At 68.2% G+C, this 22164-nt stretch carries 19 protein-coding genes; 15 read left to right on the top strand and 4 right to left on the bottom strand.

Annotated features, from left to right (window positions below):
• Positions 1–12: 12 nt before the first annotated feature.
• The 8 genes from ACFY9N_RS09955 to ACFY9N_RS09920 all read left to right on the top strand — a co-directional run bounded on the left by ACFY9N_RS09955 (position 13) and on the right by ACFY9N_RS09920 (position 7587).
• Positions 13–1455: an aldehyde dehydrogenase family protein gene (locus ACFY9N_RS09955; protein ID WP_391478340.1), complete on the top strand. Its 1443-nt coding sequence runs from the start codon at positions 13–15 to the stop codon at positions 1453–1455.
• Entirely contained in the window at positions 1452–2303 is an 852-nt protein-coding gene (locus tag ACFY9N_RS09950; RefSeq protein WP_391478339.1) for an aldehyde dehydrogenase family protein, read from the top strand. Before ACFY9N_RS09955 ends, ACFY9N_RS09950 begins: the two co-directional genes overlap by 4 nt.
• A 147-nt stretch (positions 2304–2450) precedes the next feature.
• Positions 2451–2813: a hypothetical protein gene (locus ACFY9N_RS09945; RefSeq protein WP_391478338.1), complete on the top strand. Its 363-nt coding sequence runs from the start codon at positions 2451–2453 to the stop codon at positions 2811–2813.
• Positions 2810–4579, top strand: coding sequence for a hypothetical protein (locus ACFY9N_RS09940; protein WP_391478337.1), 1770 nt, complete (start codon positions 2810–2812; stop codon positions 4577–4579). The genes ACFY9N_RS09945 and ACFY9N_RS09940 overlap by 4 nt, the downstream gene beginning before the upstream one ends.
• Positions 4580–4602: 23 nt before the next feature.
• A complete protein-coding gene (locus ACFY9N_RS09935) occupies positions 4603–5109 on the top strand; it encodes a hypothetical protein (RefSeq protein WP_391478336.1) in 507 nt (168 codons plus the stop codon).
• 124 nt (positions 5110–5233) lie between these two features.
• Positions 5234–5653 carry a hypothetical protein gene (locus tag ACFY9N_RS09930; RefSeq protein WP_391478335.1) on the top strand — a complete coding sequence of 140 codons (420 nt, stop codon included), beginning with the start codon at positions 5234–5236 and terminating at the stop codon, positions 5651–5653.
• A gap of 96 nt (positions 5654–5749) precedes the next feature.
• A complete protein-coding gene (gene clpX, locus ACFY9N_RS09925; protein WP_391478334.1) occupies positions 5750–7018 on the top strand; it encodes an ATP-dependent Clp protease ATP-binding subunit ClpX in 1269 nt (422 codons plus the stop codon).
• On the top strand, positions 7015–7587 hold the full coding sequence (locus ACFY9N_RS09920) for an NUDIX hydrolase (protein WP_391478333.1): 573 nt from the start codon (positions 7015–7017) through the stop codon (positions 7585–7587). The genes clpX and ACFY9N_RS09920 overlap by 4 nt, the downstream gene beginning before the upstream one ends.
• On the opposite strand, the gene ACFY9N_RS09915 is transcribed toward ACFY9N_RS09920, so the two are convergent.
• From ACFY9N_RS09915 to valS, 3 genes are all read right to left on the bottom strand, one after another.
• A complete protein-coding gene (locus ACFY9N_RS09915) occupies positions 7568–8065 on the bottom strand; it encodes a GyrI-like domain-containing protein (protein ID WP_391478332.1) in 498 nt (165 codons plus the stop codon). The genes ACFY9N_RS09920 and ACFY9N_RS09915 overlap by 20 nt on opposite strands.
• An 85-nt stretch (positions 8066–8150) precedes the next feature.
• Complete coding sequence (locus ACFY9N_RS09910; RefSeq protein WP_391478331.1) at positions 8151–8366, bottom strand: hypothetical protein; 216 nt, start codon at positions 8364–8366, stop codon at positions 8151–8153.
• Positions 8366–10960, bottom strand: a complete 2595-nt coding sequence (gene valS / locus ACFY9N_RS09905; RefSeq protein WP_391478330.1) for a valine--tRNA ligase — start codon at positions 10958–10960, stop codon at positions 8366–8368. The genes ACFY9N_RS09910 and valS overlap by 1 nt, the downstream gene beginning before the upstream one ends.
• Before the next feature lie 169 nt (positions 10961–11129).
• Here valS and ACFY9N_RS09900 point away from each other — a divergent pair, with 169 nt between their 5' ends.
• The 4 genes from ACFY9N_RS09900 to ACFY9N_RS09885 are packed head-to-tail and all read left to right on the top strand — an operon-like array spanning position 11130 to position 16038.
• Complete coding sequence (locus tag ACFY9N_RS09900) at positions 11130–12740, top strand: ABC transporter substrate-binding protein (protein WP_391478329.1); 1611 nt, start codon at positions 11130–11132, stop codon at positions 12738–12740.
• Positions 12741–12773: 33 nt separating this feature from the next.
• The gene (locus ACFY9N_RS09895; RefSeq protein WP_391478328.1) at positions 12774–13718 is read left to right on the top strand and encodes an ABC transporter permease; all 945 of its coding nucleotides are present in this window, start codon (positions 12774–12776) and stop codon (positions 13716–13718) included.
• Positions 13715–14527, top strand: coding sequence for an ABC transporter permease (locus ACFY9N_RS09890; protein WP_391478327.1), 813 nt, complete (start codon positions 13715–13717; stop codon positions 14525–14527). The genes ACFY9N_RS09895 and ACFY9N_RS09890 overlap by 4 nt, the downstream gene beginning before the upstream one ends.
• Positions 14524–16038: an ATP-binding cassette domain-containing protein gene (locus tag ACFY9N_RS09885; protein WP_391478326.1), complete on the top strand. Its 1515-nt coding sequence runs from the start codon at positions 14524–14526 to the stop codon at positions 16036–16038. Before ACFY9N_RS09890 ends, ACFY9N_RS09885 begins: the two co-directional genes overlap by 4 nt.
• 38 nt (positions 16039–16076) lie before the next feature.
• Here the strand turns inward: ACFY9N_RS09885 and ACFY9N_RS09880 are convergent, their stop codons facing one another.
• Positions 16077–16727: a pentapeptide repeat-containing protein gene (locus tag ACFY9N_RS09880; RefSeq protein ID WP_391478325.1), complete on the bottom strand. Its 651-nt coding sequence runs from the start codon at positions 16725–16727 to the stop codon at positions 16077–16079.
• 297 nt (positions 16728–17024) lie between these two features.
• Between ACFY9N_RS09880 and ileS the strand changes: the two genes are divergently transcribed.
• Genes ileS through ACFY9N_RS09865 form a run of 3 tightly spaced genes read left to right on the top strand, consistent with a single transcriptional unit; the run spans position 17025 to position 22164 of the window.
• Positions 17025–20396 (top strand): isoleucine--tRNA ligase, encoded by a 3372-nt coding sequence (gene ileS / locus ACFY9N_RS09875; RefSeq protein WP_391478324.1) that lies wholly within the window; start codon positions 17025–17027, stop codon positions 20394–20396.
• Entirely contained in the window at positions 20393–21745 is a 1353-nt protein-coding gene (locus tag ACFY9N_RS09870; protein WP_391478323.1) for a bifunctional folylpolyglutamate synthase/dihydrofolate synthase, read from the top strand. Before ileS ends, ACFY9N_RS09870 begins: the two co-directional genes overlap by 4 nt.
• Positions 21742–22164, top strand: a complete 423-nt coding sequence (locus ACFY9N_RS09865; protein ID WP_391478322.1) for a DUF4233 domain-containing protein — start codon at positions 21742–21744, stop codon at positions 22162–22164. Before ACFY9N_RS09870 ends, ACFY9N_RS09865 begins: the two co-directional genes overlap by 4 nt.

Here is a 22164-nt window from a genome sequence, read left to right as displayed (position 1 = left end):
GGGATACGCATAATGTCATTTCTGGAATACGCCCCCGCGCCGGAATCCACGGCGCTGCTGAACCTCAAGGACAGCTACGGCCTCTTCATCGACGGCGAGTTCGTCGATGGGTCCGGCAACAGCTTCAGGACGATCTCGCCCGCGAGCGAGAAGCGCATCGCCGAGATCGCCACCGCGAGCGATGACGACGTCGACCGTGCCGTCGCGGCCGCGCGCCGCGCCTACGAGAAGACGTGGTCGCGGATGAGCGGTCGCGACCGCGGCAAGTACCTCTTCCGCATCGCCCGCCTCGTGCAGGAGCGCGCCCGCGAGCTGGCCGTCGCCGAGAGTCTCGACAACGGCAAGCCGATCAAGGAGAGCCGCGACGTCGACGTGCCCCTGGTCGCCGCCTGGTTCTTCTACTACGCCGGGTGGGCCGACAAGCTCGATCACGCCGGCCTCGGCGCGAACCCGCGCGCACTCGGCGTGGCCGGTCAGGTCATTCCGTGGAACTTCCCGCTGCTGATGCTCGCGTGGAAGCTGGCCCCGGCTCTCGCCGCCGGCAACACGGTCGTGCTCAAGCCCGCCGAGACGACGCCGCTCACGGCGCTCATCTTCGCGGAGATCCTGCAGCAGGCAGATCTGCCTGCGGGCGTCGTCAACATCATCACCGGTGCAGGCTCGACGGGTGCCGCCCTCGTTCGCCACCCCGACGTCGACAAGGTCGCTTTCACGGGCTCGACGGGTGTCGGGCGCGACATCGCCAAGGCCGTCGCCGGCACGAACAAGAAGCTCACGCTCGAACTCGGCGGCAAGGCCGCGAACATCGTGTTCGACGACGCACCGATCGACCAGGCGGTGGAGGGCATCGTCAACGGCATCTTCTTCAACCAGGGCCACGTGTGCTGCGCCGGTAGCCGTTTGCTGGTGCAGGAGTCGATCCACGACGAGGTCATCGATCGGCTGAAGACACGACTGTCGACCCTCCGCCTCGGCGATCCGCTCGACAAGAACACCGACATCGGCGCCATCAACTCCGCGGCCCAGCTGGCACGCATCCGCGAGCTCAGTGACATCGGCGAGGCCGAGGGTGCGGAGCGCTGGACGGCGGACTGCGCGATCCCCGAGAAGGGGTTCTGGTTCGCCCCGACGATCTTCACGGGTGTTGAGGCGTCGCACCGGATCGCCCGCGACGAGGTGTTCGGACCCGTGCTCTCGGTGCTGACCTTCCGCACCCCAGCCGAGGCCATCGCCAAGGCGAACAACACCCCGTACGGTCTCTCGGCCGGCATCTGGTCGGACAAGGGCTCGCGCATCCTCGCGGTCGCGGATCGCCTGCGCGCCGGTGTGGTGTGGGCGAACACGTTCAACCGATTCGACCCGTCGAGCCCGTTCGGCGGATACAAGGAGTCCGGATACGGCCGCGAGGGCGGCCGCCAGGGTCTCACCGCCTACCTGAAGGGAGCGTCAGCATGAGCAAGCGACTGACCGTGCCGAAGACGTACAAGCTGGCGATCGGCGGCGCCTTCCCGCGCAGCGAGTCCGGACGCACCTACGAGGTCGTCTCTCCGAAGGGCGCGTTCTTGGCGAACGCCGCGCAGGGATCGCGGAAGGACGCTCGGGATGCCGTGGTCGCTGCGCGTGCAGCGGTGAAGGGGTGGTCGGGCGCGACCGCCTACAACCGCGGTCAGGTGCTCTACCGCGTCGCCGAGGTGCTCGAGGGCCGTCGCGCGCAGTTCATCGATGAGATCGTCGCTCAGGAGGGGTTGTCGGCATCGGCCGCGGCCTCGCAGGTCGACGAGGCGATCGACCTCTGGGTCTGGTACGCGGGATGGTGCGACAAGTACGCGCAGGTCGCCGGGAACGCGAACCCCGTGGCGGGGCCGTACTTCAACATCACGGTTCCCGAGCCCACCGGTGTCGTCGCGATCGTCGCACCGCAGGACTCGGCACTGCTCGGTCTCGTCTCGGTCGTGGCACCCGCGCTCGTCGCGGGCAACACGGTCGTCGTGATCGCGAGCGAGCGGCATCCGCTCTCGGCCATCAGCCTGGCCGAGGTGCTGGCGACGAGCGATGTGCCCGGGGGCGTGGTCAACGTGCTCACCGGGTCGCCGGCGGAGATCGCTCCGTGGCTCGCCTCGCACCAGGACGTGAACGCTCTCGACCTCGCGGGTGCCGGTGCGCTGGAGTGGGTCGACCTGCAGATCGCGGCCGCCGAGACGCTCAAGCGCGTGATCGCTCCCGGAGAGGTCGTCGCCTCTCCCGAGCGCATCGCCGCCTTCACCGAGGTCAAGACCGTGTGGCACACGAAGAGCATGATCTGATCTGAGTTTCTCGCTCATCGAAGGGCCGGTTCGCAGGATGCTGCGGGCCGGCCCTTCGTCGTGCCGAGGGGCTGTGGATAACTTCGGCGCGGCTCTGGCGATTCGTCCTAGTCTTCTCCGGACGATTGCGACGGAAAGGTGCGCGAGATGGACACATGGTCGGTCGACATGGTCGGAGTGCGCGATCTTCTGCGCCTCATCGATCAAGAGGCGGTGGAGATCGACGCGGAGGGAGATGGACTTTCGAGCGCGGTCGAGGAGGCGATCGCGGAGCTGGACGGCGCGGGACGTGCTCGCGCCGCTCGACTGCTCACCGGATTCTTCGACGGGCGCGTGCAGATCCCGGAGAACCTCCTCGCGTACATCGCCGGTGCGACCGGCGCGCTGAGCGCTGCGACCGCAGCCATCGACGACGGCGACACGACGATGGCGCTCGACGCTCGAGCGGCGGAGATGGCCTCGTTCTGGAATCTCGACGATGCCGTGGAGCGGATCGGAGCGGCGGGATGATCTTCACGGATTACGCCTGGGGCATCGAAGAGGTGCCGAGCGCCGCCGTGCTACGCGAAGCGCGCGATCGTATCGACGCGCGCACGGCCGCGATTCTCGAAGCCATGACAACTGTGAAGGGGCGGTGGAGCAATGTCGACCTCGTCTTCGCGGTGAGCGGTGCGGAGACGGTGAACCAGGCGATGGTAGGTCCCGAACTCTCGACGACTCTGTTCGCCGAGAACGTCGGTCGGGGGTGCAAAGCGTTGGGCTACCTCGCCGACGAGTACGAGGCGCTCAGTCGCCGTCGTGAGGTGCTGGTTGAACGCGTGGCGGCGATGCGACAGCGGCTCGCCGAGGCGGAGCAGAGCTCGGCCGCCTCGCAGGTCTCGTCGGAGTTCGGAATGGTGGCGGAGTCGGATCTGCTCGCGGCTCAGTCCGCCGCCGATGATCTGCTCGCCGACATCGCGAAGTTCCATCGTGATCTGGACGGCGCCGAGGACGCGTTCGAGACCGATCTGCGCCGTGTTCCCGTCGACGATGTCATCCCCGCTCTCGACGGCACGCCGTTCACGGCGCGCGTGACCGACTGGGCACCGGCGGGAGAACCGGGCTCGGCGACCGACGTGTGGGAGCGGCTGATCGCGGACTCGGTGACGGACCGGTTGGATTGGATGCTCTCAGTCTCGGCTGAGGAGGCGAAGCGTTGGCTTGACGAGCACCCCGATTTCTGGGACAACGTCGAGATGGTCGATCCGGAGGAGGTCGCGCAGTGGTGGGCCGATCTGGCATCTCGTTCGGAGGGTATCCCGGGGGCATGGGAATCAGGACCGGCAGCGGCGCTCATTGCAGCTGTGCCCGCTCTGATCGGCTCGCTCAACGGCGTGCCGGCCCTCGACCGAGTAACGGCGAATCGCACGGCCGCGCCCGACTGGATCGCGGCGGCGCGGGAGGACCTGAAGAATCCCGACCTGGATGCTGGCGCGCGTGAGTTCCTCCTCAACGAAATCGCCTACCTGGAACGTTCGATCGCTGGCGACGTGCAGCTCTACCTCTACGACCGCGACGCGTCGCGCGTCGTCGAGATGGTCGGCACACCGTCGGCGGAGACGATCGACGTCGTCACCTACTCGCCCGGGACGTTCACCAGCATGAACGACTTCTACCAGGGAGGAGTGCAGCAAGTCGCGGACTATCTCACGGAGAATGCGAGCAGCACCGTGGCTTTCGTGGTGAAAGAAGGCACATTCCCCGGCGAGAACTCGGTGAGAGGTGGCCGGAACATGCTGCGCATCGGCGAAGCGAACGAACCCGACCGCGCAATGGCCGCGGGGATCGAGCTCGCATCGTTCGAGGCGGGGATGCGCACCGATCCGTCATTGGCAACCGCAGAGCAGATCGGTATCGGGCACAGTTGGGGGCTGACCCACATCGCTGCTTCGGAAGCGGCAGGCACGGAGTACGACCAGGTGATCTCCCTCGCGGGTGCGGGCATGCCCGAGGAGTGGCGGGCGAACCCCGATACCGAGTACACCGATCTCTCATACTGTGACCTGCTGCAACGGGCTCAGAACGGCGGCGTCGTGTGGGAGGGGCGCTATCCGCGCGTGACTCCCGTGTTCGAGTACGGTGACTTCTATCGCGGGCCTGATGACGCCGTGCTCGACGATGGCGAGTTCACGTTCGCTGACCTTCAAGTACTCGAAGACAACCATGACCTGATCACGCAGAACGTGGATGACAACAGACAAGTACTCAGAGAGCTCGTCAAGTTGGTGCAGGGATGAGCAAAGCGCGGGGAATCGCGATCGTGCTCACAGCCGCGTTCATGCTGTTGCTGTCTGCTTGTGAATCAGCGGAGAACTCGGTTGAAGACAGCGAGAAAACGGAGAACCCAGTGACCGCATCCCAGGTGTCATTAGAAGAGGCGAAGGCACAGGCTCAGGCGATGGAGTTGGAGATCGCGGGTCTGGTGCCTTCGGAGGTGGTGGTGTCGGTAGATCAGATGCCGAAGGGGACGCTCTTTTCGTGTAGCGATGTCGAGTGGACCTGGTACGGAGCGACGACAGTGACTGTGCTCGAGGGGACGGATATCGAGGCGATTGTCCGTTCGATCCAGGCGCACTATGAGGGGAGCCGTTTCGATCTGCGGACGCGGCGGGACATCGCGGACGACTTCGAGGTGCAGTTGATGTCGCCGAAGACCGCGGAAACCTACATAGTGGGAGAAGGGTTCACACCTACTGAGATTAGGATCGACTCGGGGTCGGTCTGTTTCACGCTTCCAGAAGGTACATGGACCCGTGGGTCCTTCTGATCGAAACACCACGATCTGGTCGAGTGTTGGCCTGCTTGTCGGTGCCATGGTCTTGACCGGGTGCGTTGATGAATCGCTCGGGGCTCCCCGAGATGGAGTGTCGTCGACAGTCGGCCCGTCATCGATGGCGGTGTCAGAGCTGACTTTGGACGAGGCGAAGGCACAGGCGCAGGCGATGGAGTTGGAGATCGCTGGTCTGGTGCCTTCGGAGGCGGTGGTGTCGGTAGATCAGATGCCGAAGGGGACGCTCTTTTCGTGCAGTGAGACGGAATGGACCTGGTACGGGGCTACGACGGTGACCGTTGTCGAGGGCACGGATATCGAGGCGATCGTTCGGTCGATCCAAGCGCACTACGCCGGAGGCCGCTTCGAGATGCGCACGCGATTGAACATCTCGGATCATCTCGAAGTGCATCTGATGTCGTCGGAGATGGCAGAGAACTACATCGTCTCTGAGGGCGTCGCTCCGGACGAGATCCGCATCGCGTCAGGCTCGGAGTGCTTCACGCTTCCCGAAGGGACGTGGACACGCGGGGCATTCTGAGCTCGTCTGACACGGTGCCTTCCCCAATGCGTCCCGGTGTCCGATGCAGAGGTTAGGCTCGGAAGACGATCTCTGATCCCCCATAGGAGGACGCGCATGGCCCGTATCGGTGAAAGCGCTGACCTGTTCAAGTGCTCGTTCTGCGGAAAGAGCCAGAAGCAGGTGCAGCAGCTCATCGCTGGCCCCGGTGTGTACATCTGCGACGAGTGCGTCGAACTGTGCAACGAGATCATCGAGGAGCGGATGGCGGAGTCCTCGGCCGAGGGCGTCACCGACTTCGACCTGCCCAAGCCGCGTGAGATCTTCTCGTTCCTCGAGGAGTACGTCGTCGGTCAGGAGCCCGCCAAGAAGGCTCTCGCCGTCGCCGTCTACAACCACTACAAGCGCACGCGCGCGCACAGCACACTGCAGCCGGCAGAGCAGAAGGCCGACGAGGTCGAGATCGCGAAGAGCAACATCATGCTCATCGGCCCGACCGGATGCGGCAAGACGTACCTCGCGCAGACCCTCGCCAAGCGTCTCAACGTTCCGTTCGCCGTCGCCGACGCGACCGCGCTCACCGAGGCGGGGTACGTCGGTGAAGACGTCGAGAACATCCTCCTCAAGCTGATCCAGGCCGCCGACTACGACGTCAAGCGAGCCGAGCAGGGCATCATCTACATCGACGAGATCGACAAGGTCGCCCGCAAGGCGGAGAACCCGTCGATCACCCGCGACGTTTCGGGCGAGGGTGTGCAGCAAGCACTGCTCAAGATCCTCGAGGGCACGGTCGCCTCCGTGCCGCCGCAGGGCGGGCGCAAGCATCCGCACCAGGAATTCCTGCAGATCGACACCACCAATGTGCTGTTCATCGTCGCCGGTGCTTTCGCCGGTCTCGAAGACATCGTCTCCGCACGCGTCGGCAAGCACGGCATCGGATTCGGCGCCCCGCTGCACGACAAGGGCAAGGACATCGACCTCTTCAGCGAGGTGCTCCCCGATGACCTGCACAAGTTCGGTCTCATCCCCGAGTTCATCGGCCGTCTGCCCGTCATCGCCTCGGTGTCGCCGCTCGATCAGGACGCCCTGATCGACATCCTCACCGGCCCGCGCAACGCGCTCGTGAAGCAGTACCAGCGCATGTTCGAACTCGACGGCGTGCAGCTCGAGTTCGAAGACGACGCCCTCCGCTCGATCGCCGACCTCGCCGTCGAGCGCAAGACCGGTGCCCGCGGACTGCGCGCGATCCTCGAAGACGTACTCGGGCCGATCATGTTCGAGATCCCCTCGGCCGAAGACGTCGCCAAGGTCATCGTGACCCGCGCCGCCGTCGACGAGGGCGCCCCTCCCACGATCGTTATGGAGCGCAAGCGCAAGAGCGCGTGAGCCTGGGCAGCGGTTCCGCTCCCCAGCCATGGCAGACGCGTCGTTCCGACGTCGTGATCGCCGACCGATGGATCTCGCTGCGGGCGGATGAGTGCGTCGGTGCCGGTGGGCAGGTGATCGCCCCGTACTACGTCCTCGACTACGGCGATTGGGTGTCAGTCCTCGCGATCGACACCTCCGGTGACGCTGTCCTCGTCGAGGAGTACCGGCAAGGTGCCGGCGTGGTCGCGCTCGGAACCGTCGGTGGCGGCGTGATCGGGGGAGAGACCCCTGATTCGGCGGCTTATCGCGAGCTGTGTGAGGAGACGGGGTACGAGGCGGGCTCGATGATCCACCTCGGAGCGACCTGGGCGAACTTCGGTAATCACACGAACCGCGTGCACCACTTCGTCGCACTCGACTGCCGACGCGTCACCGAGCAGTCGCTGGACGAGAGCGAAGACATCAGGGTTCGGGTGGTTCCGTTCGTCGGCCTGGGCAACCTTCTGCACCAGAGCTACCACCAGCTCACCTGGTACAAAGCGGAAGAGCTCCTCCGCTCCCGGAACGTCAGGCGACCGGCAGGATGAGATCGGTGCGGAGGTCGTCGGGGCCTTCGCTGGGATCGGAGACGTAGACCTCGATCCAGATGCCGCGGTGATGCAGGCCCTCTGCGCTCGATCGCTCGGCGAGACCCATCCAGGCCGAACCGAGGCCGTCATAAACGCCGACGTATGTGGTGGCGGTGGCGTCGCCGGTCGGAAGCGTCGAACCGCGCACCGACACGCCGCTCGGCCCGCCCAGCGGTTCGACGGGGGCCGCGGAGACGGGGAAGCCCAGCTCGAGGTCGAAAACTCCCATCGGATCGCCGTGATAGATCGCGAGCGCAGGTCCGGTGGGCACGAGCGCGCCGTCATGGAAGAACGCGGCGATCGCGCCGTACCCGGTGTCGAAGGCGTCGCGCAGCGCCGCGAGGCGGATGCCGTCGTGCCGGATGACGGCCAGCGGCACGGGGTCGAGAGTGAGGCGCTCCGTCGCGCCGAACGGACCGTCGGGAAAGGCGGTCATGCCCACATCGTCGAGGCTCGCGCACGAAATGGCAAGAGGCCCCTCCCGCCGGTGGGCGAGGGGGCCTCTCGAGAGGGGCGCGGCGTCAGTCCTCGAACGGGCGGGCGATGACCTCACCCGTCGCGGACTGCAGGACCTCCCAGCCGGCATCGAGTTCGGCGATCGCGCGTCCCTCGAGCCACGTGAGGGTCCAGTGACCGGTGAGACCGCGTGCCTCCACCTCGGCGATCGCGGGCCGCAGAGCCGCGGGAACCGACGCGGGAGCCTCGGAACCGGTCGCCCAGCGCGTGCCCAGCTGCATCAGGACGCCTCCGTCGGTGCCAGCTCGATCGCGGTGACGGCGAACTCCTCCGCCTCGGTGATCTCGAGCTCGGCGATCCGGCCCACGGCCCGCAGATCATCGGCAGCCGCACGCAGCGCGGCGAGCTTCGCGGTCGGAGCCGCGATCACCGCACGCGACACGGGGGTCTTCTGCGACGCCTTCGCCTCGGTCTTCGCACGGCGGATGCCGATCAGGGCCTCGCTCGCGGCCGACAGCACAGCGGTGTCGCCCTCGATGCCGAGCGCCTCCGGCCAGGCGGCGGTGTGCACCGAGCCCTCCTCGAACCAGGACCACGCCTCTTCGGTCGCGAACGACAGCACCGGAGCCAGCAGGCGCAGCAGCGTCGACAGGGCGAGGCGCAGGGCGAGGGCGGCGGATGCCTGGCCCACGTCGGCCTGGTTGTAGGCGCGCTCCTTCACCAGCTCGAGGTAGTCGTCGCAGAACGTCCAGAAGAACGCCTCGGTGATCTCGAGCGCGCGGGCCTGGTCGTAGTTCTCGAACGCGGCGGTGGCCTCGGCGACGACGCCGTCGAGCGCGGCGAGCATCGACGCGTCGATCGCGTGCGTGACCTGTGCCCCCTCGGGCACCGGGAACGACAGCACGAACTTCGCGGCGTTGAGCACCTTGATCGCCAGACGGCGACCGATCTTCACCTGCGTCGGGCTCTGCGGGTCGAACGCGGCATCCGCACCGAGACGGCTGGACGCCGACCAGTAGCGCACGGCATCCGATCCGTGCGTCTCGAGGATGTCGGCCGGCGTGACGACGTTGCCCTTCGACTTCGACATCTTCTTGCGGTCGGGATCGACGATGAAGCCACTGATGGCGGCGTTGCGCCACGGCGAGCGTCCGTCTTCGAGGACCGAGCGCAGCATGGTCGAGAAGAGCCACGTGCGGATGATGTCCTGGCCCTGCGGGCGCAGGTCGAAGGGAGCGGTGAGGTTCCACAGCTCCTCGTCGCGCTGCCAGCCGCCGGCCAGCTGCGGGGTCAGCGAAGAGGTCGCCCAGGTGTCGAAGATGTCGGCCTCGGCGTCGAAACCGCCCGCCACGCCGCGCTGATCCTCCGTGTACCCCGCGGGGACGTCGGTGGTGGGGTCGATCGGCAGCGACGCGGCATCCGGAACGATCACGCGGTCGTAGTCGCGCTCGCCGTTCTCGTCGAGCGCGTACCAGAGCGGGATCGGCACTCCGAAGAAGCGCTGACGGGACACGAGCCAGTCGCCGGTCAGTCCGCCGACCCAGTTCTCGTAGCGCACGCGCATGAACTCCGGGTGCCAGTTCAACTCCGAGCCGTGCGCGAGCAGCTGCTCGCGCAGCTCGCCGTCGCGCGCGCCGTTGCGGATGTACCACTGGCGCGTCGACACGATCTCGAGCGGGCGGTCGCCCTTCTCGAAGAACTTCACCGCGTGGCTGAAGGGCTTGCCGACGGCGGTCATGTCGCCGGTCTCCTGCAGCTTCTCGACGATCGCCTTGCGGGCGCTGAACACCGTCTTACCGGCGACCTCGGCGGCGTACCAGCTGCGCGCCCCCGCGTCGGCGACGGTCGACGGGGCCTCCGGCAGGAAGCGGCCGTCGAGACCGATCGTGGTCATGTTCGGCAGGGACTCGCCGGCGACGGTGCGCAACTCGCGCCACCAGATGATGTCGGTGACGTCGCCGAAGGTGCAGACCATCGCGGCGCCCGTGCCCTTGTCGGGCTGCGCGAGGTGGTGGCCGTGGATCTCGATCTCGGCACCGAAGAACGGAGTGCGCACCTTCGTCCCGATCAGGTGCTTGTGCGGGCCCTCGGGGTGCGTCACGAGCGCGATGCACGCCGGCAGGAGCTCCGGACGAGTGGTGTCGATCGCGATCGATCCCGATCCGTCCGCGAAGGGGAACTCGATCGTGTGGTACGCCGCCTGCTGCTCACGGTCCTCGAGCTCGGCCTGTGCGATCGCCGAGCGGAAGTCGATGTCCCAGAGGGTCGGCGCGAGCGCCTGGTAGGCCTCGCCACGCTCGATGTTGCGCAGGAACGCGAGCTGGCTTTGGCGGATCGTGTCGTCGGAGATCGTGCGGTACGTCTGCGTCCAGTCCACGCTCAGACCGAGCTGGCGGAACAGCGCCTCGAACTGCTTCTCGTCCTCGATCGTCAGACGCTCGCACAGCTCGATGAAGTTGCGGCGGCTGATCGGCAGCTGGTCGGCCGCACGGCTGGACTTGTTGTCGCCGCCTTCGAACGGGGGAGTGAAGTCGGGGGTGTACGGCAGCGACGGGTCGCAGCGCACGCCGTAGTAGTTCTGCACGCGGCGCTCGGTCGGGAGCCCGTTGTCGTCCCAGCCCATCGGGTAGAACACCGTCTTGCCGCGCATGCGCTCGAAGCGGGCCTTGACATCGGTGTGGGTGTACGAGAACACGTGGCCGATGTGCAGGCTTCCCGATGCCGTGGGCGGCGGGGTGTCGATCGAGTACACGCCTTCACGGCCGGACTGTGCGGCGCGCAGGCGGTCGAACAGGTACGTGCCCTGCTCCGCCCATGCGGCATCCCACTTCGCTTCGAGACCTTCGAGTGCGGGCTTGTCGGGAATCACGGACATGGAGGTCTCCTTGAGCGATGTGTGCGGCACTGTGTGAGCGTGCCTGAGTGTGGGTGTGCGCTCCAGTCTAGCGACCGTCGGGAGAGGCGGAGCCTGTCGCAAATCGACCCAGTCCAAGAATCGGTCCTAGACTGATCCCACCCCCTGTTTTCCGTTCTGAGGAATCGTCATGCCCGCAGCATCCGTGCGCCGTCTTCTCCCCGCCGCGGCGATCGTCGCCGCGACCGCCCTCGCGCTCAGCGCCTGCGCCGCGCCCGGCGGGCAGGACGGCGACGGTGAGGTCGTCTGGTCGATCGAGGGCGCGAACCTCTCCGCCGGTCACATGGACCCGCAGGTGAGCCAGCTCGACGTCTCGGGCATGGTGCAGCGCGCGGTGCTCGACTCACTGGTCTTCCAGGAGGAGGACGGCACGTTCTCGCCGTGGCTCGCGACCGACTGGACCGTATCGGACGACAGCACCGAGTACACCTTCACACTGCGCGACGACGTCACGTTCACCGACGGCGAGCCCTTCGACGCCGCGGCGGTCAAGGCGAACTTCGACCGCATCGTCGACCCCGAGACCGCGTCCGCGCAGGCCGCGAGCATGCTCGGCGCCGACTTCTACGCGGGCACCGAGGTCGTCGACGATCACACGGTGACCGTGAGCTTCACTCAGCCCTACGCTCCGTTCCTTCAGGCGGCGAGCACGCCGCTGCTCGGGTTCTACTCGCCGGCGGTGCTCGCCGAATCGGCCGATCAGCTCAAGGCCGGTGGCCCCGGGATCACGGTCGGGACCGGGCCGTTCGAGATGACCGAGTACACGCCCGACCAGGAGATCGTCTACACGCGCAACGACGACTACGCCTGGGGCCCGCACGGTGAGGGGGCGCCGAAGTTCGAGACGCTGCGCGTCGAGATCCAGCCCGAGGCATCCGTCCGCGCCGGAGTCGTGACCAGCGGCGAGGCCGACCTCGCGAGCAACATCCCGCCGAACCTCGCCGGCGACCTCGGAGACGGCGTGCGCGTCGACTCGATCGAATACCCCGGCCTCCCGTACTCGCTGTACCTCAACGAGAAGTACGGTGTGTTCGCCGACGAGAAGGTGCGCCAGGCGTTCGCCCGCGGCATCGACATCGACCCCGCGGTCGAGGAGATCTTCTTCGGGCAGTTCCCGCGCGCGTGGAGCGTGCTCAGCTCGACGACGCCGGGCTACGACTCCGCGCTCGAGGGCACCTGGGCGTTCGACCCCGACGAAGCAAACCGTCTGCTCGACGAAGCAGGGTGGACCGAGCGCGACACCGACGGCATCCGCATGAAGGACGGTCAGCGCCTGTCCGCGCGCTGGATCGCGTGGACGCCCGTGCCCGACGACCGTGCGGCGCTCGCGAACGCCATCCAGTCCGACCTGAAGAAGATCGGCTTCGAGGTCGAGCGCGAGGTGCTCGAGCCGGGGGCGTACAACGAGCAGTACGGTCCGAAGACCTTCGACCTCACCGACTGGGGATTCTCGGGCGTGGACCCCGACTTCCTGCGTGCGCATCTGCACACGGACGGGTTCCAGAACGCCTCGCAGGTGACCGACGCTGAGGTCGACGGACTCCTCGAGCAGGCCGTCGCGACCAGCGACCAGGACCAGCGCAACGCGATCTACACGCAGTTGCAGGAGTGGAACGCGACGCACACCGCGATCGTGCCGCTCTACAGTCCCTCGGCGATCACCGCGGTCGGCGAGCGCGTCGACGGACTCGCGTACGACCTCTACGGCCGGCCGCTGTTCTACGATGTGACGGTCGGCTGACCCGGGTCGACGCACGGCGGCGGGAGGAGAGCGGTGAAGGCTGCGCTCGCGAAGATCGCCGGTCTCGTCGCATCCGTGGTCGTCGTGCTGTGGGGCGCCGCCACGGTGGCGTTCCTGGCCTTCCGCGTGATTCCCGGCGACCCGGTGTCGGTGATGCTCGGACCGCAGGCCCAGGTCAGCGAAGCGGTGAAGGACGGCATCCGTGAGGATCTCGGACTGAACCGTCCGCCCGTCGAGCAATACGTCGACTACCTCGGTCGGTTGCTGCGCGGAGACCTGGGGGAGTCGTACCAGCTGCGGATGCCCGTGGCCGAGGTCATCGGCAGGCAGCTCGGAGCGACCCTGCAGCTCTCGGCGCTCGCCCTGCTCATCGCCGTGGTGCTCGCCCTCTCGGTGGCGCTGCTCGCGAGAGGTGACACGGCGCGCGCCGTCGCGACGGGTGTCGAGCTGGTCGTGCTCTCGTCGCCGGTGTTCTGGATCGGTCTCGTGCTGCTGAGCGTGTTCGCGTTCGGGCTGGGTTGGTTCCCGGTGTCGGGTGCGCGCAATCCGGCCACGATCGTCCTTCCGGCGGTCACGCTCGCCCTGCCCGTCGCGGCGCTCCTCGGTCAGGTGCTGCGCGACGGTCTCGTGCAGGCCGAGCGGATGCCGTTCGCCGAGACCGTGCGCGCACGCGGTGCGAGCGCAGGATGGTTCACGCTCCGGCACGGCCTGCGCCACGGGGCAGCGGGAGCCGTGACGCTCACCGCCTACCTCACCGGATCCGTTCTCGGTGGAGCGGTGCTGGTCGAGACCGTCTTCGCACGGCCGGGACTCGGTCGGGTGACCCTCGCGGCGATCAGTGATCGCGATCTCCCGGTGATCTCCGGGATCATCCTGCTCAGCGCTCTCGTGTTCGTGATCGTGAATGTGATCGTCGAGCTGGTGCATCCGCTGATCGACCCGCGCGTGCGCATGTCCGTCCGGGAGACGGGGCGATGAGCCGCGCGCAGCGGGTGCTGCTGTGGGCGGCCGTCGCCGTCCTGTGCGTCATCGCGTTCGCCGCCGCATTCCCGGGAATCCTCGCGACGCACGACCCCGTGCTCACCGATGTGCGGGGAGCGCTCCGCCCGCCGAGCGGCGAGCACCTCTTCGGCACGGACCAGAGCGGCCGTGACGTGTACTCCCGGGTCGTGTTCGGCGCCGCCCGCTCGGTCGGCATCGGGCTGCTCGCGACGGGAATCGCACTGATCGTGGGGCTCGCGATCGGTGCGCTGGCCGGCCTCGCCCCGCGCTGGGTCGACGTCTCGCTCATGCGCGTGAACGACGTGCTCATGGCGTTCCCCGAGTTCCTGGTCGCGCTCGTGGTGATCGCCGTGCTCGGGCCGGGGCCGGCGAACGTCGCGATCGCCGTGACGCTCGCGGCGGTACCGGTGTACATCCGTCTCGCGCGCGTGCAGACGCGCACCCTCCGCGTCGCCGAGCACGTGGAGGCCGCGCGGATCCTCGGTGTGCCGCGTCTCCTGGCGTTCTGGCGCCACGTGCTCCCCGGGGTGGTGGGATCGCTGAGCGTGTTGGCGACGATCGGCATCGGATCGAGCATCCTCGCCGCCTCCGGTCTCAGCTTCCTCGGTCTCGGTCCCGCGGAGCCGACACCGGAATGGGGCCTCATGCTCGCAGGCGGTCGGAACGTGCTCGGCCAGGCGTGGTGGATCTCGGTGTTCCCCGGCATCGCGATCACCCTCACCGTGGTCGCGGCGACGATCGTCGGTCGAGTGCTCCGGTCGCGAGCGGACGGAGGCGGACGATGAGCGCCAGCACACCTCCCGTGATCGAGGTGCAGGATTTGCGGATCGTGATCGACGACGTCTCCGTCGTCGACGGGGTGTCGCTCACCGTGGCGCCCGGGGAGTGCGTCGCGATCGTCGGGGAGTCCGGAGCGGGCAAGTCGCTCACGGCTCGCGCGCTCCTCGGCCTCGCTCCCACGCGGGCATCCGTCACCGCCCGCACGATGCGGATCGACGGCACCGATGCGCGCGGTCTCGACGAGCGCGGCTGGCGCCGCCTCCGCGGAGCGCGAGCCGCGCTGGTCGCCCAGGACGCTCTCGTCGCCCTCGATCCGCTGCAGCGCATCGAGTCGGAGGTCGCCGAGCCGTTGCGCCTCCATTCGCGCGGCGGAAGTGCACTGCGCGAGAGAGTGCTCGGTCTGCTGCGCCGCGTCTGGATGCCGCAGCCGGAACGTCGGATGCGCCAGTACCCGCACGAACTCTCGGGAGGACTGCGACAGCGCGCGCTCATCGCCTCGGCTCTCGCGGCCGGCCCCGCCGCGCTCATCGCCGATGAGCCGACCACGGCCCTCGACGCCACCGTGCAGGCGAGGATCCTCGACCTGCTGCGGGAGATCGCGGATGCCGGAACCGCCGTGCTCTTCATCAGCCACGACTTCGCCGCGGTGCGGCTGCTCGCCGACCGTGTGCTGGTGATGCGCGACGGCACGGTGGTGGAGCAGGGCCCGGTCGCCGAGGTGCTCGAGGCGCCACAGCATCCGTACACACGACAGCTCATCGCCGCGACCCTGCACGAACCCCGCCAGGCACACGATGCCGGCGGCGAATCGGTCGTGTCCGTCGAGGGTGCGTCGGTGTCGTTCGCCGGCGTGGACGCCGTCGTCGACGCCACGTTCTCTGTGAGTGAGGGGTCGACGCTCGGGATCGTCGGGGAGTCCGGCTCCGGGAAGACCACGCTCGCGCGCATGCTGCTCGGAGTGCAGGAACCGGATGCCGGGAGCATCCGCTGGAGCGGCGCGCACCGGGTGCAGTTCGTGCATCAGAATCCGCTCGGCGCTTTCGATCCGCGCTGGAGCATCGGGCGTTCGCTGCAGGAGGCGCTCGCCGCGGGCGGAGTGCCGCGCACCGAGCGTCGCGAGCGTGTCGCGGGTCTTCTCGAGGAGGTCGACCTCGATCCATCTCTCGCCCGGCGGCGTCCGTCGGAGCTCTCCGGCGGACAACGTCAGCGAGCGGCGATCGCCCGTGCGCTCGCCGCAGACCCGGATGTGCTCGTTCTCGACGAACCCGTGTCGGCGCTCGACCCGTCGGTGCGGGAACGGGTGCTGCGTCTGCTGCTCCGGCTGCAGCGCGAGAGGCGTTTGACGATGGTCTTCGTCTCGCACGACCTCGACGTCGTCGGGGCCGTCGCCGATGGCGTACTGGTGATGCAGGGCGGTCGGATCGTCGAGCAGGGAACGGCGGTCGACGTGTTCGCAGACCCACAGCATCCGTTCACCCGGGAACTCCTCGCGGCGAGCGGCGTGCGCCGGCCCTGACCGGTGCTCGTCAGCCCATGGCGGTCACCCGGTCGCGGTCAGCCGGTGACGTGGATGCCGAGCCCTGCGGCGAATACGGGGGCGAGCTGCTGCACCTGGAACGACGTGAGGGTCGTGCCGCGCAGGCTGTTCGCATCGAGGAAGGCGAGGGCGTCGAGCCCGCGCAGATCGACATCGGTCGCCCGCATGCCCCGGGTGTCGACCTCATCGCTCGCCGAATCCGCGAAGCGCATGCGGGCGAGCTCCGCCTGGGGCATGTCGAGGGCGCGGATGCGGCATCCGATCACGTCGACGTCGTCGACGCGAGCCGCGCCCAGGTTCAGGTAGTCGATGCGGAGGTCGCGAAGCTCGAGTTCGGACACCCGGGCGCTGCTGAGATCGAGCGTGCCGATGCGCCCGCCGGTCACACGCAGGCGACGGATGCCGGCGCCACGGAGCTTGACCGACGCGGCGCGAATGCCGGTGATGTCGACGTCGAGCAGGGTCGCCCCGGTGAGGTCGATCGAGTCGGCATCCGCGGTCACGACGCACTGCTCGAGCGAGGCATAGGCGAGGTCGGCATCGCCCGCGAGTTCGATCCGTGCGGCGAGGAGGTCGGCGCTGCGCGCGGCGACGGCGGTGTCGAGGCGATCGGGGAGGTCGGGCGGTGAGACGCGGGGTGCGACGGGGGTCTCGGCGGAGCGGGCCATGCGTCGAGCGTAGGGCGGGGCGCCGACACTCGCAGGGTCGTGCGGATCTGCGGGATCCCGCACGACCGCGGGGCGCGTACACTGGAATCACGAGCATCGATCCGGCATCACCGGGGAGCTCTCGGAAGAACGGTCCGGCGACGGGCTCAGTAGAACCGAGCGGGGCAGGCCCGTCACAGCCGCAGTGAGAGTGGCGTGAACACACCGAGAGGGGTGGGAGCGCACGCGAGGTGGTACCGCGGCCCGGCAGGGTCGTCCTCGCAGGAGCATCCGCCACGACGACCACTGCGAGACACGATGACCTATCCGCGTTCCTCTTTCGGCCCCGCCGCCGACGCTTCCGTCGCGCCCAGCCCCCGCTTCCCCCAGATCGAGGAGGAGGTGCTCGAGTTCTGGAAGACCGATGACACCTTCCGCGCCTCGATCGAGCAGCGCGAGGGCTCGCCCGAGTGGGTGTTCTACGACGGCCCGCCGTTCGCCAACGGTCTGCCGCACTACGGGCACCTGCTCACCGGGTACGCCAAGGACGTCTTCCCGCGCTTCCAGACGATGACCGGTCACAAGGTCGATCGCGTCTTCGGCTGGGACACGCACGGCCTCCCGGCCGAACTCGAGGCGATGAAGCAGCTCGGGATCACCGAGAAGAGCGAGATCGAGTCGATGGGCATCGACGTCTTCAACGACAAGGCGAAGAGCTCGGTGCTCGCGTACACGCGCGAATGGCAGGACTACGTCACCCGCCAGGCGCGCTGGGTCGACTTCGAGCGCGGCTACAAGACGCTCGACCTCGGCTACATGGAGAGCGTGCTCTGGGCGTTCAAGACCCTCTACGACAAGGGCCTCGCCTACGAGGGGCACCGCGTGCTGCCGTACTGCTGGCGCGACGAGACGCCGCTCAGCGCGCACGAGCTCCGCATGGACGACGACGTGTACCAGATGCGGCAGGACCCGTCCGTGACCGTGACGTTCCCGCTCACGGGCGCGAAGGCCGAGTCCCTCGGCCTCACCGCCGTGCGCGCCCTCGCCTGGACCACCACACCCTGGACCCTCCCGACCAACCTCGCGCTCGCCGTGGGGCCCGACATCGACTACGTCGTCGTGCCCGCCGGTCCGAACGGCGCGGCCGACGTGCACCAGGTCGCCGGCTCCACGGATGCCGCGGTCGAGGCCTCCGCGCACCGCTACCTGCTCGCCCGTGAACTTCTCGGCGGCTACGCGAAGGACCTCGGCTACGAGAGCGCCGAAGAGGCGCTCGCCGCGGTGGAGGCATCCGTCCGCGGATCCGAGCTGCAGGACGTCACGTACGACCGCCTCTTCGACTACTACGCGGATGCCGAGACGTGGGGCACCGAGAACGCCTGGCGCATCCTCGTCGACGACTACGTCACGACCAGCGACGGTACCGGCATCGTGCACCAGGCTCCGGCCTACGGTGAGGACGACCAGCGGGTCGCGGGTGGCGCCGGCATCCCGACGATCATCTCCCTGGACGACGGCGGGCGCTTCCTCTCGGCGGTCACCGACGTCGCCGGCGAGCTCTGGATGGACGCCAACACCCCGCTCGTGCGCCTCGTGCGCGAGAGCGGTCGCCTCGTACGCTTGCAGAGCTACGAGCACTCGTACCCGCACTGCTGGCGCTGCCGGAACCCTCTCATCTACAAGGCCGTGTCGAGCTGGTTCATCCGCGTCACGGACATCAAGGACGATCTGCTCGCGAACAACGAGCAGATCACCTGGGTGCCCGAGAACGTCAAGTACGGCCAGTTCGGCAAGTGGCTTGAGGGCGCGCGCGACTGGTCGATCAGCCGCAACCGCTATTGGGGATCGCCGATCCCGATCTGGAAGAGCGACGACCCCGAGTACCCGCGCGTCGACGCCTACGGTTCGCTCGAGGACCTCGAGCGCGACTTCGGTACGCTGCCGCGCAACCCCGAGGGCGAGATCGACCTGCACCGCCCGTACATCGACGATCTCACGCGTCCGAACCCCGACGACCCGACCGGCAAGAGCACGATGCGCCGCATCGAAGACGTCTTCGACGTGTGGTTCGACTCGGGCTCGATGCCCTACGCCCAGGTGCACTACCCGTTCGAGAACCAGGAGTGGTTCGACTCGCACGCGCCGGCCGACTTCATCGTCGAGTACATCGGGCAGACCCGCGGCTGGTTCTACGTGATGCACGTGCTGTCGACCGCGCTGTTCGACCGCCCCGCCTTCACCGGCGTCAGCTGCCACGGCATCGTCCTCGGCAGTGACGGCTACAAGATGTCGAAGTCGCTGCGCAACTACCCGGATGTCTCGGAGGTGCTCGACCGCGACGGCTCCGACGCGATGCGCTGGTTCCTCATGTCGAGCTCGGTGCTGCGCGGGGGAAACCTCGCGGTGACCGAGGAGGGCATCCGCTCGGGCGTGCGCGAATTCCTGCTGCCGCTGTGGAACTCGTGGTACTTCTTCGCGACATATGCGAACGCTTCGACAGGCTCAGCGACCGAGACGGGCGCTGGCTACGAGGCATCGTGGCGCACCGACTCCACCGATGTGCTCGATCGCTACATCCTCGCCCGGCTCGGCGATCTCGTTCGCGAAGTGCGCGCCGACCTCGAGGGTCTCGATTCGACGACGGCCGCCGCACGTCTGCGGGACTTCGCCGAGGTGCTGACCAACTGGTACATCCGCCGCTCGCGCGACCGGTTCTGGGTGGGCGTGACCGAGGACCCGAAGAGCCGCGAGGCCTTCGACACGCTGTACACCGTGCTCGAGACGCTCACCCGTGTCGCGGCGCCCCTCGTGCCGCTCATCAGTGAGCGCGTGTGGCAGGGACTCACCGGCGGGCGCAGCGTGCACCTGCAGGACTGGCCGGATGCTGAGGCGTTCCCGGCCGCCGACGAGATCCGCGATGCGATGGACGCCGTGCGCGAGCTGTCGAGCGTCGGCAACGCGCTGCGCAAGAAGGAGAAGCTGCGGGTGCGTCTGCCGCTCGCGCGTCTCACGGTCGTATCGCCGCTCGCATCGACGCTCGGCCAGTTCGAGGACATCCTGCGCGAGGAGCTCAACGTGAAGGCGGTCGAGCTTGTGCCGCTCGCCGACACCACGGCGAAGGACTACGGCATCGACCACCGCCTGAGCGTCAACGCCCGGGCGGCCGGACCGCGCCTCGGCAAGGAGGTGCAGAAGGCGATCCAGGCCGCGCGTTCCGGTGACTGGGCCGAGGTCGATGGTGTCGTGACCGCCGGTGGCATCGCGCTCGAGCCTGCCGAGTACGAGCTCGTGCTCGAGACGACGGGGCGCCCGGAGGGTGAAGCCCTCGCCATCGTTCCGACCGGAGGGTTCGTGCTGCTCGACACGCAGACGACGCCCGAGCTCGAGGCGGAAGGACTGGCGCGCGACGTCATCCGCGCCGTGCAGGAGACGCGCAAGAACGCCGGCTTCGACGTGAGCGACCGCATCCGTCTGGATCTGCGGTTCGCGAGCGAGGAGGATGCGGATGCCGTCGCCTCGGCCTTCGAGATCGCCGACGTTGCGGGGGAGACCCTGGCGGTGGAGCACTCGCTGCACCGCGAGGATCGCCCTGTGGCGGGGGCCGAGTTCATCGCAGACATCGAGAAGGGCACGTACGCGAACCGTGCGGCCTTCACGATCGCCGTCAGCCGGATCGGAGGAACGGAATGAGCGCACGTGACCGGGCGGATGCCGTCTACGAGACTCTCCTCGGACGCGCGGGGGAGCGCTGGGTGCAGCCGCGCAAGGAGCGCACCGCCCGCATCCTCGCGTTCCTCGACGACCCGCAGCGCACCTACCGCGTCGTGCACATCACCGGGACGAACGGCAAGACCTCGACCGCGCGGATGATCGAGAGCCTGCTGCGCGCCCACGGACTGCGCACGGGGCTCTTCACCAGCCCGCACCTCGAGCGGTTCACCGAGCGCATCATGATCGACGGTGAGCCGATCGACGACGCGGCCGTGGCCGACGCGTGGGACGAGATCGCCCCGTTCGTGGAGATCGTGGATGCCGAACTCGAGGCAGCGGGCGACGCCCCGCTGACCTTCTTCGAGCTGCTGACGGTCCTCGCGTTCGTCGCCGTGGCCGATGCGCCCGTCGACGTGCTCGTGCTCGAGGTGGGCATGGGAGGGGAGTGGGACTCCACGAACACGGCCGACGGCGACGTCGCGGTGTTCGCGCCCATCGACATCGATCACGCCGACCGTCTCGGCGACACGATCGCGAAGATCGCCGAGGTCAAGGCCGGGATCATCAAGGACGGCGCCGCGGTCGTCTCCGCACAGCAGCCGGCCGAGGCCGCCGAGGTGCTGCGCCGCGTCGCCGCCGAGCGCGGCGCGACGATCGCGTTCGACGGGGAGGAGTTCGGGCTTGCCGAACAGAAACTCGCCGTCGGCGGACAGCTGCTCACGATCCGCGGCCTGGCCGGGGACTACGTCGAGGAGTACCTGCCGATCTACGGCGCGCACCAGGGGCACAACGCCGCCCTCGCGGTCGCCGCGGTCGAGTCGCTCATCGGCGGCGCGACCCAGCGGATCGCCGATGACATCATGTCTGAGGGTCTGCAGGGCGCGACCTCTCCGGGCCGACTGCAGCTGCTGGGCGTCGCACCGACGGTCGTCGTGGACGCCGCCCACAACCCGCACGGCGCGAAGGCCCTCGTGCAGGCGCTCGACGACAGCTTCGACTTCGACGAGTGGGGGGTCGTGCTCGGGGTGCTGGCCGACAAGGACGCTGCGGGCATCGTCGCGCAGCTCGCTCCGGCGGCGGCGCACGTGTTCGCCACGGCGCCCGACTCCGACCGTGCATCCGATGCCGACGCGATCGCGGACCTCGTCGAGCAGGCGGGGCAGCGGGCGACCGTGCATCCGAGTCTCGCCGACGCGGCCGACGCCGCTCGCGAGTGGGCCGCATCGAGCGACCGCCGCGCGGTCGTGATCGCCGGTTCCGTCGTCCTCGCGGGCGAGGCGATCGCCCTCGCCGAGGACGAGGATTGGAAGTCGGGGTGGCGCGCATGACCTCCAGCGCCGCCGGCGGACGCGCTCCGCGCCCGCCGCGCCCGCCCCGCACCCTCGTGCAGAAGCTCGCGCCGGTCGTGCTCGGCTTCGAATCGATCGTGGTTTTCCTCGTCGGTCTGACGATCTTCGGGCTGCGCTCGCTTCCGCCCGCCATCCCGCAGTGGTGGGGGATCGTCGGCGGCATCGTGATGGCGCTGGTCTGCATCGCCATCGCCGGGATGATCACGAAGCCCTGGGCCATCACGGCCGGCTGGATCGTGCAGGTCATCATCGCCCTGTCGGCGATCCTGGTTCCGTCCATCCTGTTCGTCGTGCTGATTTTCGGCGGCATGTGGGCGTATGCGACCATCAAGGGGGCGCGGGTGGATGCACAACGCCCGACCGAGCCCTCGACCGAGACTCAGACAGAGAGTGAATGA

It is taken from the genome of Microbacterium sp. NPDC008134 (assembly GCF_042957055.1).
Lineage (GTDB): Bacteria > Actinomycetota > Actinomycetes > Actinomycetales > Microbacteriaceae > Microbacterium.
This window is presented reverse-complemented; position numbering and strand designations above follow the sequence as displayed.